We start from the raw sequence: 16,472 nt of genomic DNA on the forward strand, positions 1-16,472 counted from the left end.
TCTTCCGGCAAAACATAGGGCGGTTAAGAGCGGGCGGCCTGTTCCATCGCGTCAAACGTGCTCAGAACAACCTGTTTACGGTCCAGATTGACGCTGATGGCCCGCTCCTGGAGCCGGCCCACCTTTTCCCACACGTCTATCCAGCGTTCAAGACCGTGGGACGCGTTCAACCGGGCCATCAACTCCCGTTCGCCGTCGGGTACCGCGGCCGCGTTCTCACCGCTGGCGCCGAAGCGGACGAGGTTCGCCAGCCACCAACGCAAGAGATCGAGCGTGGTGCGGAAGGCCAGATCATTGGTCGGGCGACCCAGTCGGTCGGCCAGGCCGTGCACGTCGAGAGCACGCGGCTTCGGCAGCTGGGCGAGCAGGCCCAGCAGGTCCCGGTAAAGACCGAGCCCGCCAAGGTCGGCCAGTCTGAGTGCCCTGCCCGGGCTGCCGTCCGCCAGACGGGAAAGCGGCGCCAGGTCAGCGGCATCAAGGTCAGGGCGATAACGTTCCAGCAACAGGGCGACCTGTTCGGTCTTCAACGGTTTCAGAGCGACGGAACGGCAGCGCGAGCGGATGGTCGGCAACAACCGCGCGGGTGCGTGGCTGACCAGAAGGACCAATGACTTGGCCGGTGGTTCCTCGATCATCTTCAACGCCGCGTTGGCTGCGCTGGCGTTCATCAGTTCAGCGCCGTCAATGACGGAAATGCGCCAACCCCCCTCGCCCGCCGACGTCCGGAAGAACGGCGTCATGCGGCGGACATCGTCGACCACGATTTCACTGCGCATCCGGCCGGTTTTCGGGTTGGGTACGCGCTCAACGGTCAAGAGATCGCTGTGGCCTTCGGCGGCGACGCGCTGGAACACCGGGTCATCTGCCTCGATGTTCAGGCTTTCCGGTGTCCCGAAGAGATCCTGACCGGCGCCGTCAGCCAGCACGAAACGCGCCAGCCGATAGGCCAAGGTTGCCTTGCCAATACCTTCCGGACCGGTCAGCAGCCAGGCGCCGGCAAGCGTGTTGGCCATTACGGCATCCAGGAACAGGCGTTCGGCGTCCTGGTGGCCGATCAGCTCGGCATTGGCCCGGGGCGACGGCGCCAGGTCGTCGTCGACGTTGGTGTCGGTTTTTGGCGGCTTGCTCATGGCAGGTCGAATTTGGCGGCGACCTCGCCCAAGATCAACGCCGCGACGTCATCCTCGCTGCCGGTGGCGTCGATCAGGCGGCAGCGGTCGGGATTGTCGGCGACGATATCCAGGAACGCCTGGCGCAGGCGCTCATGATAGGCCGGGCCCATGCGCTCGTAGCGATCGGCGCCGCCCCGCTCGGCCGCCCGCGCCAAGCCGGTCTCGACGGGCAGGTCCAGTACCAGGGTGAGGTCGGGACGAAGGTCGCCGACGGCAATGGCGTAGAGCCGGTCGACGATGTCGGGCCCGGCGCCCTGCACGATGCCTTGATAGGCCATGGTCGAATCGGCGAAGCGATCGCAAATCACGCAGGCACCGCGTTCAAGCGCCGGCAGAATCGTCGCTGCCAAGTGATCGCGCCGCGCGGCGAAGTGCAACAATGCCTCGGTGACCGCGTCCCAGCGGTCGACATCGCCATCGACCAGGATGGCGCGGATGGCTTCAGCGCCCGGCGCGCCGCCGGGCTCGCGCGTTGTGACGATCTCGTCGGCGTGGCTACTCAGCGCCTCGGCAAGGCGGCGCACCTGTGTCGACTTGCCAGCCCCCTCGCCGCCCTCAAGCGTGATGAAGCGGCCGCCGATCACGATCCCGACGGACCAAACACCAGATAGCTGATCGCCGCACCCAATCGGCTGAACATGGAGAGCTCGCCGACATCGGCACCGGCGATGAGGGGCACCTCAATCGTTTCCATGTTGGGTGCTTCCAACACCAGCGTCGCAATCGGTGAGCCCGCGACGATGGGTGCGGGAATCGGGCCTTCGAAAACGGCCTTTGCGGTCATTTCACGGCGCGCCTCGCGCGACATGGTGATAACCAGATCTTCTTCGATGACCAGTGGCACGGTGTTCTCGTCGCCCAGCCAGACCTCGGCATCGGTCACGGTCTCGCCGGCCTCCAAGAGCGCATAGGCATCGAACTCGCGAAAGCCCCACTCGATCAGGCGCTCGGCTTCTCGGGCGCGCTCGGCGGAGCTTTCGACGCCGTTGATCACCAGAACGAGCCGGCGACCGTCACGTTCGGCAGAGGCCGTCAGCCCGTAGCCTGCGGCCTCTGTATGGCCGGTCTTCAGGCCGTCAGCACCGGAGGCCGTATAGAGCAGTGGGTTGCGGTTGCTCTGTTCGATGTCGCTGAACGTGAACGTCGTCTCGGCGTAGTACGGGTAGTACTCGGGAAAGTCCTCGATCGTCCTGATCGCCAGCGTCGCGAGGTCTCGTACGGTGGTAACGTGCTCAGGGTCGGGCCAGCCCGAGGCATTGCGGAAGTTTGAGCTTGTCATGCCCATCTCGTTGGCCTGGTCGGTCATGTCGATGGCAAAAGCCTCTTCCGATCCTGAAATGCCTTCGGCCAGGACGATGGTGGCGTCATTGCCTGATTGGATGACCACGCCGCGGATCAGGTCCTCGACCACGACGCGGGTGTCGACCTCGACAAACATCTTCGAACCGCCCATGCGCCAAGCCTTCTCGCTGACCGGCAGGGTCGCATCGAGACTAAGCCCGCCTTCGGCGAGTTTTTTGAAGACCAGATACATCGTCATCATTTTGGTCATGGACGACGGATAGGTCGGCTCGTCCGCGTTCTTCTGGAACAACACCGTGCCGGTCGACATGTCGATCAGAATCGCTTCGCGCGCCGAGGTCTCATTGGCGTATGCCGACGACCAGGTAACAAAAGCGGCAAGGGCAACAATCAGGCTGGCAAGGACACGACGGGGCATGGCGAGGTCACTATCCGTGGACGATTGGTGTTGCCGACGCTTAGCCGCCGAGTGGGGCAGAATTGCGCCGGGTTAGTCGATGACGATACGCGCTTCTTGATAGCCGGCCGCCATGACACGGTAGCGCATGTCGCCGGCCTGATCGAGATCGGCATAGGGGCCCAGGCGCACCCGGTAAAACGGCACGCCGTTCGACACCACGCGGTAAATCTGAACGTAGTCGAGCATGGCGAGCTGTCGGCCGACCTTTTGGGCGTTGTCGGCTTCGGTAAACGCGCCGATTTGGACATAGATCGCCCGGTCAGGTTCCTCGGAGATCAGGTCGATGGCGGCCGTCGTCACCTCGGGCTCTGGCGGCGCCTCGGGGTCCTGCGCGGCGTAGGCGGTGCCGGTGTCGGGATCGACGACTTGGACCCGGACCTGGGCCGTGCCGGCCGTCTCAAAGCCCAGAAGCTGGGCCGAGCGCCGTGAGACGTCGATGATGCGGCCGTGGGCGAACGGCCCCCGGTCGTTCACCTTCAGGACCAGCGAGCGGCCGTTGTCCAGATTGGTAACCCGGACATAGACCGGCATCGGCAGCGTCTTGTGGGCCGCTGTCAGCAGGTTCATGTCGTAAACTTCGCCGTTGGCCGTGCGCCTGCCGTGGAACGGCTCGCCGTACCAGGAGGCAATGCCGACCTCGTCGTAGTACGGATCTTCGGCCGGGTAATACCATTGCCCGTTGATCTGATAGGGGTTGCCGACCTTATAGGTGCCGCCGCTATCGGCGTCGCGCTGGGCTTCTTTGCTCAGCGTCGCCAAAAGCTCGGTTTCGGCACATCCCGCGACCAGCACGGCTACAAGAAACGATGAGAAAACTAGGACAAAACCGCGATATACGCCAAACACGCCAAGCCTGCCCGCTAGATCTAGTGGTGGCGAACTCTAACGGGTGACGATCTCGTCGGCAAGACGCACGACCGACATGGCGAAATAGTCTGACCGATTCCAGCGCAAAATGACCCGATAATTGCTGAAGACGAGGAAGGCCGGACCACCCTCGCCGGCCGGCATGGCGAGCGTGGTCGGTTCGTCCGCTGCGACCGCCGGACGTGCGCCGACAAAGGTCACGCCTTCGTCGAGCCAGGCCTGCAGTGGGCGCGGTGAATCGTGTCCGGATTGCGCGGCGCCCATGCCGGCCGGCAGGTTCACCGCCGCGCCCCACGGCTCGTCAAGCTCCCAGCCATAGCTAGAAAGGTAGTTGGAGGCCGATGCAAAGACGTCACCGCGCGTGGTCCAGATGTCGCGCCGGCCGTCCTTGTCCCAGTCGACGGCGTAACCCATGAAGCTTGACGGCATGAACTGGCTCTGGCCCATGGCACCGGCCCACGAACCAACCATTTTTTCTTTTGTTATATGGCCTTCATCCAAAATCTTGAGAGCGTGCATGAGCTCGCGACGAAAGAAATCGCTGCGTCTGGGGTCCCAGGCCAGGGTGGCCAGAGCGGCAATCACGTCAAAGCCGCCGGTATAGGTGCCGAAACGGGTTTCGTGGCCCCACAGCGCGATGACGGCTTCGGGGTCGACGCCATAGACGTCACTGACCGAGATCAGCAGCGGTAGATGTTCGTCGTAATTGCGGCGCGCCTCGGCGATCAACGCGGGCGGCATGCGGCTTGCCATGTATTCGGCGAACGTGACGGTCCCTTCCGGCTGCCGCCGGTCCAGCTCGATCACCCGGTCGATGGGCTCGATGCCGTTGAGCGCCACGTCGAGCGTCGCCTGGCTGACGCCTTGGCTCGACGCCTCGGCGCGGACGCTGTCGATGAAGCTGTTCCAGTCCGGCTGTGTCTCGGCCTGTGCCGGGACAATGAACGAGAGCAGGACAACGAGTTGAACGAGAATGCCGTGGGTTTTTGGGCGCATTGTTGGACACCGTCTCCCTTTTGTTCGTGTGTGTGGCACAGCCCGGCCAATCGTGCAATGGTCCGGGCAGCCTAAATGGCCGCGACCAGGAACCATGCGTATCGATAAAAAAGATGTCAGACGCTTCGCCGTCGTTGCGGCGGGGCTCTATGTCGCGGTTGGTCTCGCCGCGCTGGTCGCGCCCGGTCTGGGGCTGGCGCTCGTGATTGCGTTAAGCGCGCTCCTGGCACTGGTCGTCGTGCTGGTGCTGTTCCTGCGTGCGTGGCACTGGTTCATCAGCGAGAGCTTCAGCTTGATCGAAGAGCGCTCGCGCGAATTGCGGGAGCGCCCGCCCGGGCATCGCAACAATCGGCGCTAGGGTGGCTGTTCTCTCTCGTTTTGGTCGAGCCGCGTTCTATCCCCTCGTCTCGTCGTCCTCGGCCGTGTCGGTGCCGCCGCTGGCGCGATCGTCGTGGCCGTGCTGGTGGCTGTAATAGGACAGCCTCATCAAACCGACACCTAAACCCGTTACGAAGATCACGCACAAGACGATGGCGATGATACCGTGGACGCTCATCTCGACACCCTCGAGCGACAGCCAGACATCGACCGCATAATAGAGGGTGCCGCCGAGGATCATGAGGAGCACTATGGTGACGAGAGCGGTCTTCATTCCTGTATCGCTCCGGTGTTGTCGGCAGGGTGCATGACGCGTGCTCCAGAATCGTAGTGAGGACCGTCACAGATCGCGCGGGTCCGCTTGATTCCTCTGCGCAAGGTCTTAACATTGCGCGCATCGGCTGGAAACGCCGATATGGGCAGCCGGTAACGGCTCCCAGATAAAGGCAAACCGGTGGAAACACCGGGACGCAAAGCCACCGGCCTTCACCTCGGCAAGCGAGGATAAGGTAGCGGGGTTACCAAAGGGAAGTCGTACCATGTGTTGTGACAAGACAAAGCCGTCCGCTGCCATCTGGAAGACCTCAGGTCTCCCCACAACCGATAGCGCCTCCCCTTGTGCGGCCATCTTGGCGACACCGGGTTTTCTGCGCTGTCAATCCACTGTCGCCACGCGGGGTCCTTCATGCTGAGTTCCATGCGCGTTCTTGTTGTCGCCTCGCAAAAGGGCGGCTCCGGCAAGACGACCTTGTCTGGTCATCTTGGCGTCGAGGCCGAACGCGCGGGCCACGGTCCGGTCGCTCTGATCGACACCGATCCCCAGGGCAGCCTTTCTCAGTGGTGGAATGCCCGCGAGGCCGATACCCCGGCTTTCGTTCAGTCGAGCGGACAGACGCTGCGCGACGATTTGATGGCTCTCAGAGAACAAGGTTTCAAGCTGGTCGTCATCGATACGCCGCCTGCCGCGACACGCGAAATCTCTGAAGTCGCCGCGTTCGCCGATCTCGTCATTCTGCCGACCCGCCCGAGCCCCCATGACCTGCGCGCCGTCGCTTCGACGATCGAGATCCTGGAGCAGCGCGGCAAAGCCATGGTCTTCGTGCTCAATTCCGCGACCGCGCGGGCGCGCATCACCGGCGAGGCCGCCATTGCCCTGTCGCAGCACGGCACCGTCGCCCCGGTCACGGTTCATCACCGGGTCAATTTCGCCTCCAGCATGATCGACGGCCGCACGGTGGCCGAGATCGATGAGGAGAGCGCCTCGGCCAAGGAAGTGTCCGAACTGTGGGCCTATCTGTCCGATCGCATCAGCCGTAAGCACATGGTCGCCCTGCCCGGCGGCGTCGAAAAGGTCGAGCAGCCGACGCCTGCGGTTGCTCACCCCGTCGCACCGGAAGGCCTGAGGCCGAACCAGCCTTTCGGCCGGCGCGGTCGCGACGAAATCCACCTGACATGACCAAGGACGATAGAGCGTCATGAGCAAAGGCAAGGTAGCGGTTCTGCATAGCGGCCTGTTGGCACGCAAGGGCGAAGCCCGTCCGATGGCGGTGTTTGCCGCGCCGCCGCCGGCCGCGCCTGAAACGGTCGCGCCTGAAATGGCTTCATCGCCAACGCCGGCCGCGCCAACCGCCGAGGTTTATCCACAGGTGGCCAAATCCGGCCACAGCTCGGACACAATGGAGCCGCAGCCTGGCATCTCAAGTTCGGGCATCAAGCTGCCGCCTGAGTTAGAGCGCAACGGCAAGAAATCGAAATCAGGTCCGCGCACGGAACTTCACGCGCGATTGGCCAACGCGTCGCACAGGCGACTGAAGGTTGCGTCGGCCCGTCTCGGTCGTTCGCAGCAGGAGATCGTCTCCGCCGCGATCGACGTCTACCTCGACTACATCGAGGACGAAGTGCTGAAAGGTTGCCGCTGCATGAGGAACGCCCGGGGCTAGGGACTTACGCGCTCGACCCCTTGCCCTGGCGTCGCGGGCCGGTGAGATTCCAAGCATCTCACCGGCCCGCAACTTTTTTGGCCGCTAGCTAGAGCATTTTCCGTTATCTCGGAATCTGTGCCGGCCCGCTCCCCCTCCTGGCCGCTAATGCTCTAACCAGCATGCTGCGTGATGAACGCGCCGGCGCGTGTCAGTGCCGCGTTGGCTTCCGGCACCTCCGGTGCCAGATGATGCCAAACGTGTGGCGCCCCCTCTTCGATCTCCAGGACGACCGTGCCGCCGGCGGTCGTCATGCCGTTCGCCAGAGCGTGCGAGTCGTCTAGCAGCAACTCGGTATCGCCGACCTGGATCAAGACAGGCGGCAGACCTGAGAGATCGCCGTAATGGGGGGCGACATGAGGATGACGCAGGTTCTCGCCATTGAGATACGTCTCGACGAATGCCTCCAGCTCCTCGACGCTCAAGAAGACATCGCGATTGGGATCGCCGGCACGCCACGTGCCCTGACCTTCCATGTCACACCAAGGCGATATGGCGACCGCGCACGCGGGCAGCGGCAGGCCTTCATCGCGCAGACGCAACATGACGGCGAAGACCAGGCCCCCACCGGCCGAATCACCGGCGACGGCGATGCGTACGCTCTCGCCCACCTCCTGCGAGAGCGCACGGTAGGCCTCGACGCAGTCGTCGATAGCGGCGGGAAACAGGTGTTCCGGCGCCAGGCGGTACTCCGGGAAGTGGAGCCGGCATCCCGCCGCCGCAGCCAGGCGCGTGACGATCATGATGTGGCTCTTCGTCGAGCCCATGGCATAGCCGCCGCCGTGGAAATAAAGAATGGCGCGTTCGGGATCGGCGTTGGGTGGATCGAACCGCCACCCGGGCACGCCGCCCAGCGCTGCGCGCTCGGCCGCCACGGTTTCGTCGCCCGGGAAAGCGTCGCCCAGTTCGTCGTAAGACGCCCTTCGCTCGGCCATGGTCGCATCCTCCGGCAGCACAGCCTCGGCCAGGATCTTCTTGTAGCGTTCGAGTTCAGCGCTCGGCATAGTCAATCGTCCGTGTGTTGTTGAACAAAGGTGCCGATCCGGTCGATGGCCGCCATGGCTTCCGGCAGCAAGGGAACGGCGTGGTGCCAGACGTGAGGGGCGCCATCCTCGATTTCCAAGGTCGTGTCGACGCCGGCTGCCGTGGCGCGATCGGCGAGCCTTGTCGCATCGCTGAGCAGAATTTCCAGACTGCCAACCTGGATCAGGAGCGGCGGCAGGCCTGTCAGGTCGCCCAAGATGGGTGACGCCAGTGGGTTATGCAGATCACCACCTTTGACATAGTCGGCAGCGAAATCGCTCAGCGCCGCGGCATCGCAGATTGGATCGCAAGCTGGGTCGGCTTGGCGCCACGCGCCGCTGCCATCAAGGTCGACCCACGGCGAGATCGGAATGGCGCAAGCCGGTTGCGGCAAGCCTTCGCGGCGTAGCGCCAACAACAAGGCGACCGTCAGTCCGCCGCCCGCGGAGTCTCCCGCTACGGCAAGACGGCTGGTGTCATAGCCTTCGTCGCGTAACCAGCGATAGGCCGCGACGGCGTCTTCGACGGCGGCGGGGAAAGGGTGTTCGGGAGCCAGGCGATAGTCGAGCGCCAACACCTTGGCTTTCGCCGCGCCCGACAGACGTGACGTCATGCCGATATGGGTCGAGATGGAACCCGAGACGTAGCCGCCGCCGTGCAGGTACAGAAGCACGCTGTCTTGACGGGCGTTGCCAGCAGTCAGCCATTGGGCGGGAACACCGCCGGCGATCGTATCCGTCGTTGAGACACCCTTGGCGATCGGGAACATGCGACCGAACTCTTCGTACTGGTCTCGTATGTCCTTAAGGGACTGGTCGGGCGGCGTCTTGGCCTGCTCGCCATAGAGCGCCGCGACAAAGGTCTTCATCTGCTTGCTCGTCAAGACATCAACCCCACGACAGGGCCTCGATGATGTCGGTGCGCCATCGTTAACCATGATCGGTCTTCAGGGACCGTCATGATCGACAATCGCGACGTGGTGGTCGGTGACAGTAGGCATTGACGCCACAAGGCTGTTTTGACACCGCGCGATTGCGCGGACCGGTGCGACGGACCAGGTGGCAAATTCTGTGTCAGAATGTTGCGGGGGATCGTCAAAGATTGTCACAGTCGAAACCTCGGTAGCTGGCAGCTTTTGTTGCGGGCCGGCCAGCAACGCTTCCCGATTGAAGGGGTAGAGCACCAAACCTCCGTTCGCCTCCGCCGTCTTGCGCGTCAACAGCGTCGACACCGTTCCCCCGTGGCCGAGCAGCACTTTGTGCGTCAGGCGTACGCGCGTGGCCTCTGTTGCCGTCACATCAGCTTCCCGCTTGGAACGAACGTGCCGCTGTCATGGCGATACCGGTCGCGGCGTGTACCGGGTCGATCGTTCTTACCTCGACGGCCTGCTCGACGCCGGACGCGTAAGGCACCATGCCGGCGCAGCCAAGTATAACGACATCTGCGCCACGGTCCTTTAAGCGTTGGGCGGCGGCGGTGAGTTCCGATTGTGCGCGCTGAGTGTCGTTGAGCTCGGTTACGGCAATCCCGCATGCCTCGATCCCGGCAAGCCGGGCATCCAGGCCGAGACCGCGGATCTGGCGTAGCCCCGGGCCAATGTCAGCGGGCATATTGGTCAAGATACCGTAGTGTTCTCCGTGGTTTAGCGCCACCGTAACGCCGCCCTCACAGATGCCAATGACCGGTTTCTGCGTAGTCTCTCGCGCGGACGCCAAGCCGGGATCGCCAAAACAAGCGATGACGAAGGCGCTGGCCCGCTCGTCCTCGCGCGCGATGAGATCGCAGAGCGGGCCCACGACCTGATCGGCGTGGCGTGCGGTTTCGATGCCGGCCGGTGCGTCTTCCAATGTCTCACAGCAGATCTCGGGACCGCCAGAAAATCGTAGGCTGTCGAGGTTGCGGCTCATCGCCGCGGTCACAGCGCGGTCGCTGTTCGGATTGATGACAATGACCCGCTCGCCCATGGACTTTTCCGCCTGCGGCCTTCTCGACAAGTGCCAGAGTATGCCACGATGGCCGCCTGCGAACAGTATGGTCGAGGAGGATGGAATGACGCGGACGATTAAGGTGGCAGCGGCTCAGGTGGGACCGATCGCGCGCGACGAGGCACGTCAGAAGGTCGTGGCGCGCCTCTTGGAGATGATGCGCGAGGCGGCGGACTGGGGCGCCGACGTTGTGGTCTATCCGGAGTTGACACTGACCACGTTTTTTCCGCGCTGGGCGATTGATGACGAGGACGAGATCGACAGCTGGTACGAACGTGACATGCCGAACGCCGCGACGCAGCCGCTGTTCGACGAAGCCAAGAAACTCGGTATCGGGTTCCATCTGGGTTATGCCGAACTGGCTTTCGATGCCGATGGCACAAAACACCGCTACAACACCGCGATCATCGTCGACAAGGCCGGCGAGATTGCCGGCAAGTTCCGCAAGATACACATACCCGGCCATGCCGAGGTTCTGGACCGCCCGGGCCAGCACCTGGAGAAACGCTATTTCGAAGTCGGCGATCTTGGCTTTCCGGTGTTCCGCGCTTTCGACAGCATCGTCGGCATGTGCATCTGCAATGACCGGCGCTGGCCGGAAACGTGGCGCGTGATGGGCTTGCAGGGCGTGGAGATGGTGTTCTGCGGCTACAACACGCCGGTCGGTCTGGGCGACCCCTATGACCTTGATGCGCTGGAGCCGTTCCACAATCACTTGGTGTTCCAGGCCGGCTGTTATCAGAACGCGACCTGGGCGGTGGGTGTCGCGAAGTGCGGCAACGAAGAAGGTTTCAACATGGTCGGCCAAAGCTGCATCGTCGCGCCATCAGGCGAAATCGTCGCGCAGTGCGGTTCGATCGAGGATGAGGTCATCGTCCACAAATGTAATCTGGACGCCGCCCGTGAATACAAGAACGATACCTTCAACTTCGCCAATCACCGCCAGCCCCAGCACTACAGACTGATCGTCGAACGCACGGGCGCCGAACCGCCGCCAGTCTGAGGCCCGACGGCGTCCGACTACGAACAACCTACATCTCCGCGATCATTTTCATGGCCGCCATTTTGGCATGGTTCTCGGGCCGCGCCGCATTCGAGGCCGTCGGCGCGCTGGAGAACGTTGCGATAACCGTGTTCGTGTTGCGGTCAACGTAGAGAACCTGACCGAACACACCGCGGGCCGTGAAAACACCGAGATCGCGGTCGTGGATCCACCAGAAGTTCCGGTAGGCCTGCAAGAGATCATCGAAAAACGCCGAACCGTCTGCCTTGTAAGCCGAGCGATCGGTAAACAACAGCTCATCATCACTGGCCGCCGGGATCGCATGTGTATAGGCAGCTGGGAAGATCCGTACGCCGTTCAGTGTCCCGTCATCCAAGACAGCAAGTCCGAAGCGGGCGAAGTCGCGCAGTGTTGAGTTAAAGCCACCGGTGGCGACAGGCACGAAGGCGAGATCGGTCGTGAAAAATGCATCATGCTCAGCGCCGATCTTCGACCAGATGTTGGCTGCAACAAAGTCGTTCAGTGGCGTGCCGCTCACGCGGGCTATAATCCAGCCGATGACGTCGACATTCGGTGAGTGGTACTCAAACCTGTAGCTGGGTTCGAGATCGGGATTTGATTGAAACTCGGGAAGAAACTCAAGGGTTCCTCGCGGCGTTCCATCTTCTGCCGGATCAATCTGCATCAGGTCAAAAGCCGGCGTCAGGCCGATACGTCGAAAGTACTCATAGTGGACGGAGCCCGGGGTCAGGTTGGCATAGTCCTCGGAGTAATCGATTGCGCTCACCATGTTGAGGACCTCGCCTACGGTTAGGTCGGCAAAGGCGCCTTCGGCGAGTTCCGGAACATAGGTCGGGACCTTGGCCTCTGGATCGATCTTCCCTTCTTCAATCAGGATACCCACGGCCATCGAAACCAGGGACTTAGTCGATGAGGCCCACAAGTGGTGGCTGTGTTCCGTGAAGTCGCCGAAGTACCGTTCGTAGACGATCGCGCCGTCCTTAATGACGAGAAACCCGTCGGTGTTCTCCGCCTCGAGCGCTTCCAGAACCGTCATGGTTTGTCCGTCGTGCTCGAACGTCAGCAATTCAATCTCGATCGGCTCGCCATACGGAATCTCATAGATCGGTCCTGAACGCGGAACCATGACGGCCGGCTGCACGCTCATGTTGCGGAAACCCCAGCGCGAGAACGGCGGCAAGGCCTGGTTCATCAACGTTACCTGGGTTTCGGGCGCCGCGGGCACGCCGACCATAACGTCGTCTTCCGCGAATGAGACATGCACCTGGAAAGCCATCACGACGAGCACGACAAGCGTTAGGCATCGACCAGGGTGATGCATGGGAGGACTCCTTTCTGGCGCGTGGTCCATTTTTCTTTGCGCACGTCTATACGCCATCGTGTCACAATCGGGTCTGCTCCAGCAGCAAAAAGCCTTTACGCCATGTAACCCGTCACGATGACGGTTTTCGCGCGATGACACGAGGGCGTCCGCACGGCTGTCATTGACAGATTCAATGTCGCAACGGCGCCTTAACCCTCTTCGCCTCGCCACAGATCGGCCGGCGTCTCCGCGCGACGGATCGTCTTGACCGAACCGTCCTCGCAAACCATCACCGCACCAGGGCGTGGCCGCCCACAATAATGGTTGGTGAGTTCCATCTGGTAGGCGCCGGTATCGAGGAGCGCAAGGATGTCGCCGCTGGTCGTCGATGCCGGCAACTCGCGGTAGCCTGGTATGTGGACGAGTTTGTCTTCGAGCAGCGCGCGGTCGCCCGCCCAGTCCGGTTTCGCGTCGACCAGTGCCTGGACCTTCGCCTCGCCCTCCATATCGAAATAGACGTCGATGGAGTCGCACAGCGGCCCGACAACGCGGAACCGCTGGGTGTCCGTATCGCCGGTCCGGTTGGCGGTCACCATGTGAAAGTACCAGCCAAATGCTGACTCAGGGATGATGTTGTAGCCGGCATCCAGATAGAGCCAGGTCGTGCCGTCGCGCCGCTTCATGCCCTCTATCCGGGTCAGGAGGAGCGCGCTGTCGCTTGTCATAGCCCTGCCCGGTTCGGTCAGGATCTCGACATCCGCCCCCAGTTTGTCTTCCAGCACCGGCACGACCTTGGCCGCGATGTCACTCGGTTCGAGGTCGCTGTGGAAGTATCCGATGTCCGGCGATTGGTCATTGTACTTCACGTAGCTGATCGGGAACCCACCGCCGATATTGACGTGGCGGAAGTCGTCGCCAAAGCGCGCCTTGATGGCCGCCGCCTTCTCTGCCACGACCTTGGCCGCGGCGACATAAAGGCCGATGTCCGTCATCTGGGAGCCGATGTGGACGTGCAGTCCGGCAATCGCGACTTCGTCCGGATGATTGTCGGCGATTTCCAGGCAACGAGTGACTTCGTCCTCGACCATGCCAAACTTCGAACGCGTCGAGCCGGTCTCGATGCCCGCTGTGGACCCGCCCTCGACATGGGGCACCGCGCGCAACGCGACGTTGGCCCGCACGCCGCGCGCCTTTGCCACCTCGACGATACGTTCGAGCTCGTGGACGGAATCCACGTTGATTGCCTTGATCGGCGGATCCAGTGCATCGGCGATTTCTTGCCGGGACTTGGCGACACCGTTGAACACCATGCGGTCGGCGGTCAGGCCGGCGTGTTTCGCCTTGGCGATCTCGCCGCCGGAATTGACCTCGATCGCCACCCCCTCCTCCGCCATCAGGCGGAGTACGGTCAGATTGGCGCAGGCCTTGCTTGCAAAGCAGACGCTGGCGTTCTCATGGTGATCGCGAAATGCCGCGTTCAGCCGCCTGGCGTTTCGGCGCAGCCGTCGCTCGGAATAGACAAACAGGGGCGAGCCGTGTTCTTCGGCGATCGCCACCAGATCGACGCCATCCATATGCAGGTGACCGCCGCCATCCTCCAGGAATCCAGGTTCGGACCAGGGGTTCAGGTTGAATGCGTCTTTCATCATCGGCCTCCCTTCGGCAACTCTGCCGTGTATGGTAGGTATGGCGTGGCGGGAGGAGCCGGATGGCCGATTTTGACCTGATCGTCAAGGACGGGACCGTGGTAACGGCAAGCGACACCCATGTCGCGGATATCGGTGTGCTTGGCGGCCGCATTGCCGCGCTGGCCGATAACCTCCCGGCATCGCAAGCCGAGACTGTAATCGACGCGACTGGCAAGTTGGTCCTACCTGGCGGCGTCGAAGCCCATTGTCATATCGACGAGCCGATCTACGGCGGCGCGGTTTTGGCCGACGACTTCGCGTCGGGCTCCGTCGCGGCGGCGTGCGGCGGCACGACGACATTCATTCCGTTCGCGAACCAATTGCCCGGTCATACCCTGCGTCAAGCGGTCGACGACTATCACGCCAGGGCCCACGGCAAGTCGCTGATCGACTACAGCTTCCACATGATCGTGACCGACGCCAACGAACAGGTTCTGGGCCAGGAACTGCCCGGGCTGCTGCATGATGGCTACACGTCTTTCAAGGTCTTCATGACCTATGACGACTTCTGCCTCGACGACGGCGAGATACTGAACGTGCTGGCGACGGCAAAGCGTCACGGCGGCTTTGTCATGGTGCATGCGGAAAACGACCATTGCATCCGATGGCTCGCCGAGCAACTTGAGCGCGCGGGTCGAACGGAGCCGGCCTCTTTCTCCATCGCGCACGGACCGGTCGTCGAGCGAGAGGCGACCCATCGCGCTATCAGTCTGGCCGAGATTGTCGAGACACCCGTCTTCATTGTTCACGTCTCATCGGCCCAAGCGATGGAGCAGATCGCCTGGGCGCAATCGCGTGGCCTGCCGGTCTATGCGGAAACCTGTCCACAGTACCTCTTCCTGTCTGAGGAGGACTTCAAACGTGAGGGCTGGGAGGGCGCCAAGTATGTCTGCTCGCCCCCGCCCCGTGATCCAGGCAATCCCGACCATCTGTGGCGTGGCCTGAAGAATGGCACCTTTCAATTGGTCTCGTCGGATCACAGCCCTTTTCGCATGGAGGGGCCTGGCGGTCGGATCGAGTCAGCCGGAGAGCTTCATTTCCACAAAATCAGCCCGGGCATACCGGGCATCGAGGTGCGCCTGCCCTTGATGTTCTCGGAAGGCGTGAACAAGGGCCGGATTGATCTTAACCACTTTGTCGCGCTGACCGCGACCAACGCGGCGAAGCTCTATGGGCTTTACCCACAGAAGGGCACCATCGCGATCGGTAGCGACGCCGACATTGTTCTTTGGGACCCCGACCGTCGCGTGACCATTCGCCATGCGATGCTGCATGATGCCGCCGACTATACGCCGTATGAGGGCTTTGATGTGACGGGCTGGCCGGTTCTGACCCTGTCGCGCGGCGAGATCGTGTGGCGGGACGGTACGGTCCATGGTGAGCCCGGCCGCGGGCGGTACCTCAAACGTGGCGCGTCCTCGGCGATTCAATCATTCTCCGCACGGTCGACGTGACGCGCCAAACTGTTAGCATGGTGGCGAGCGCAGACGGGGAACAATCGGAGTTGTAACGTGAGTATCAGTCTTGGGCGCACGCTGTGGCTGGGTGTTTGCCTGATGGTGTTGGCGGGCACGGCACAGGCGCAAGCGCCGGAGAGTATCGGCAATGTCGATCTGGTAGAGGTCTGGGCCTATAGCACGCCGCCCGGCGGCGCACGCGATTCCATCTTCCGCGGTCATCAGGTCTTCACCGATGAGACCATCGAGACCGTAACGAATGCCTATGTGCACATGACGTTTGTCGATGGCACGACCCTGGCGATTGGTGAGAGCACGGTCCTGGTGCTCGATAACTTTGTCTATGATCCCAACGCGTCCGACAGCCTGGTCGCGGACTTCACAGGCGGGCTCTACCATCTAATCTCCGGCGACATCGACAAGCAGACCGTTCTGATCCGCACACCCGGCCTCGCAATTGGACTGCGTGGGACGGATATCGTCGTGCAGGTTGCGCAGAACGGTAAGACCGATCTCGCCGTGTTGGATGGCATAGCCACGGCAACGCCGACGGCCGGAGGCGAAACGGTTGATGTCAATGCCGGTCAGACGGCGACTGGTGAGCCCGGCGTACCCACCGTGATCTTGAGCAACGGCCTACCCGCCTTCGCGACCACGGATTTGCCGACAGGCACCAGAGGCACCCGGAACCTTGGCGGCGGCGCGGGCGAAGGACGCGACGGGATTGGCGGCGATGGTGATAGCGGCGACAGCAGCAGCGGCAGCTCGAGCAGCAGCGGCTCCAGCAGTGGCAACACGTAGCATGAGTGGCCTTGGGTCGATACTTGCGTGCTGTCGA

18 protein-coding genes and 1 riboswitch are annotated in these 16,472 nt (G+C 62.6%); of the genes, 6 read left to right on the forward strand and 12 right to left on the reverse strand.

Going from position 1 to position 16,472, the window contains the following annotated elements:
- Nucleotides 1-23: 23 nt before the first annotated feature.
- The 5 genes from AAF563_15290 to AAF563_15310 form a co-directional block, all read right to left on the reverse strand.
- Complete coding sequence (locus AAF563_15290; GenBank protein ID MEM7122645.1) at nucleotides 24-1,130, reverse strand: DNA polymerase III subunit delta'; 1,107 nt, start codon at nucleotides 1,128-1,130, stop codon at nucleotides 24-26.
- Nucleotides 1,127-1,756 carry a dTMP kinase gene (gene tmk / locus AAF563_15295; protein MEM7122646.1) on the reverse strand — a complete coding sequence of 210 codons (630 nt, stop codon included), beginning with the start codon at nucleotides 1,754-1,756 and terminating at the stop codon, nucleotides 1,127-1,129. The genes AAF563_15290 and tmk overlap by 4 nt, the downstream gene beginning before the upstream one ends.
- A complete protein-coding gene (locus AAF563_15300) occupies nucleotides 1,753-2,892 on the reverse strand; it encodes a D-alanyl-D-alanine carboxypeptidase family protein (protein ID MEM7122647.1) in 1,140 nt (379 codons plus the stop codon). The genes tmk and AAF563_15300 overlap by 4 nt, the downstream gene beginning before the upstream one ends.
- A 72-nt stretch (nucleotides 2,893-2,964) precedes the next feature.
- Complete coding sequence (locus AAF563_15305; GenBank protein MEM7122648.1) at nucleotides 2,965-3,693, reverse strand: septal ring lytic transglycosylase RlpA family protein; 729 nt, start codon at nucleotides 3,691-3,693, stop codon at nucleotides 2,965-2,967.
- A gap of 123 nt (nucleotides 3,694-3,816) precedes the next feature.
- Nucleotides 3,817-4,797, reverse strand: coding sequence for a lytic murein transglycosylase (locus tag AAF563_15310; protein MEM7122649.1), 981 nt, complete (start codon nucleotides 4,795-4,797; stop codon nucleotides 3,817-3,819).
- Nucleotides 4,798-4,891: 94 nt separating this feature from the next.
- Between AAF563_15310 and AAF563_15315 the strand changes: the two genes are divergently transcribed.
- Complete coding sequence (locus tag AAF563_15315; GenBank protein MEM7122650.1) at nucleotides 4,892-5,155, forward strand: hypothetical protein; 264 nt, start codon at nucleotides 4,892-4,894, stop codon at nucleotides 5,153-5,155.
- Nucleotides 5,156-5,191: 36 nt separating this feature from the next.
- Here the strand turns inward: AAF563_15315 and AAF563_15320 are convergent, their stop codons facing one another.
- Entirely contained in the window at nucleotides 5,192-5,449 is a 258-nt protein-coding gene (locus AAF563_15320; protein MEM7122651.1) for a hypothetical protein, read from the reverse strand.
- Nucleotides 5,450-5,610: 161 nt separating this feature from the next.
- Nucleotides 5,611-5,701: riboswitch (cyclic di-GMP riboswitch) on the forward strand.
- A gap of 171 nt (nucleotides 5,702-5,872) precedes the next feature.
- On the opposite strand from AAF563_15320, the gene AAF563_15325 reads away from it, so the two are divergent.
- Complete coding sequence (locus tag AAF563_15325; protein ID MEM7122652.1) at nucleotides 5,873-6,631, forward strand: ParA family protein; 759 nt, start codon at nucleotides 5,873-5,875, stop codon at nucleotides 6,629-6,631.
- A gap of 19 nt (nucleotides 6,632-6,650) precedes the next feature.
- Nucleotides 6,651-7,115 carry a hypothetical protein gene (locus AAF563_15330; GenBank protein MEM7122653.1) on the forward strand — a complete coding sequence of 155 codons (465 nt, stop codon included), beginning with the start codon at nucleotides 6,651-6,653 and terminating at the stop codon, nucleotides 7,113-7,115.
- A gap of 152 nt (nucleotides 7,116-7,267) precedes the next feature.
- On the opposite strand, the gene AAF563_15335 is transcribed toward AAF563_15330, so the two are convergent.
- The 4 genes from AAF563_15335 to AAF563_15350 all read right to left on the reverse strand — a co-directional run bounded on the left by AAF563_15335 (nucleotide 7,268) and on the right by AAF563_15350 (nucleotide 10,141).
- Nucleotides 7,268-8,158 (reverse strand): alpha/beta hydrolase, encoded by an 891-nt coding sequence (locus AAF563_15335; protein ID MEM7122654.1) that lies wholly within the window; start codon nucleotides 8,156-8,158, stop codon nucleotides 7,268-7,270.
- Nucleotides 8,159-8,160: 2 nt separating this feature from the next.
- Complete coding sequence (locus tag AAF563_15340) at nucleotides 8,161-9,060, reverse strand: alpha/beta hydrolase (protein MEM7122655.1); 900 nt, start codon at nucleotides 9,058-9,060, stop codon at nucleotides 8,161-8,163.
- A gap of 63 nt (nucleotides 9,061-9,123) precedes the next feature.
- Nucleotides 9,124-9,474: a hypothetical protein gene (locus tag AAF563_15345; GenBank protein ID MEM7122656.1), complete on the reverse strand. Its 351-nt coding sequence runs from the start codon at nucleotides 9,472-9,474 to the stop codon at nucleotides 9,124-9,126.
- Between the two features lies 1 nt (nucleotide 9,475).
- The gene (locus AAF563_15350; GenBank protein ID MEM7122657.1) at nucleotides 9,476-10,141 is read right to left on the reverse strand and encodes an aspartate/glutamate racemase family protein; all 666 of its coding nucleotides are present in this window, start codon (nucleotides 10,139-10,141) and stop codon (nucleotides 9,476-9,478) included.
- 85 nt (nucleotides 10,142-10,226) lie between these two features.
- Between AAF563_15350 and AAF563_15355 the strand changes: the two genes are divergently transcribed.
- Nucleotides 10,227-11,165: an N-carbamoyl-D-amino-acid hydrolase gene (locus AAF563_15355; protein MEM7122658.1), complete on the forward strand. Its 939-nt coding sequence runs from the start codon at nucleotides 10,227-10,229 to the stop codon at nucleotides 11,163-11,165.
- 28 nt (nucleotides 11,166-11,193) lie between these two features.
- On the opposite strand, the gene AAF563_15360 is transcribed toward AAF563_15355, so the two are convergent.
- On the reverse strand, nucleotides 11,194-12,507 hold the full coding sequence (locus AAF563_15360) for a serine hydrolase (GenBank protein MEM7122659.1): 1,314 nt from the start codon (nucleotides 12,505-12,507) through the stop codon (nucleotides 11,194-11,196).
- 191 nt (nucleotides 12,508-12,698) lie between these two features.
- Nucleotides 12,699-14,138 carry a diaminopimelate decarboxylase gene (lysA, locus tag AAF563_15365; GenBank protein ID MEM7122660.1) on the reverse strand — a complete coding sequence of 480 codons (1,440 nt, stop codon included), beginning with the start codon at nucleotides 14,136-14,138 and terminating at the stop codon, nucleotides 12,699-12,701.
- A gap of 59 nt (nucleotides 14,139-14,197) precedes the next feature.
- Here lysA and hydA point away from each other — a divergent pair, with 59 nt between their 5' ends.
- Both hydA and AAF563_15375 read left to right on the forward strand, forming a co-directional pair.
- Nucleotides 14,198-15,631 carry a dihydropyrimidinase gene (hydA, locus tag AAF563_15370; protein MEM7122661.1) on the forward strand — a complete coding sequence of 478 codons (1,434 nt, stop codon included), beginning with the start codon at nucleotides 14,198-14,200 and terminating at the stop codon, nucleotides 15,629-15,631.
- Between the two features lie 57 nt (nucleotides 15,632-15,688).
- Nucleotides 15,689-16,435, forward strand: coding sequence for a FecR domain-containing protein (locus tag AAF563_15375; protein ID MEM7122662.1), 747 nt, complete (start codon nucleotides 15,689-15,691; stop codon nucleotides 16,433-16,435).
- The last annotated feature ends 37 nt before the right edge of the window (nucleotides 16,436-16,472 follow it).

The organism is Pseudomonadota bacterium, from assembly GCA_039028155.1.
In the GTDB taxonomy this organism is placed as follows: Bacteria; Pseudomonadota; Alphaproteobacteria; order SP197; family SP197; genus JANQGO01.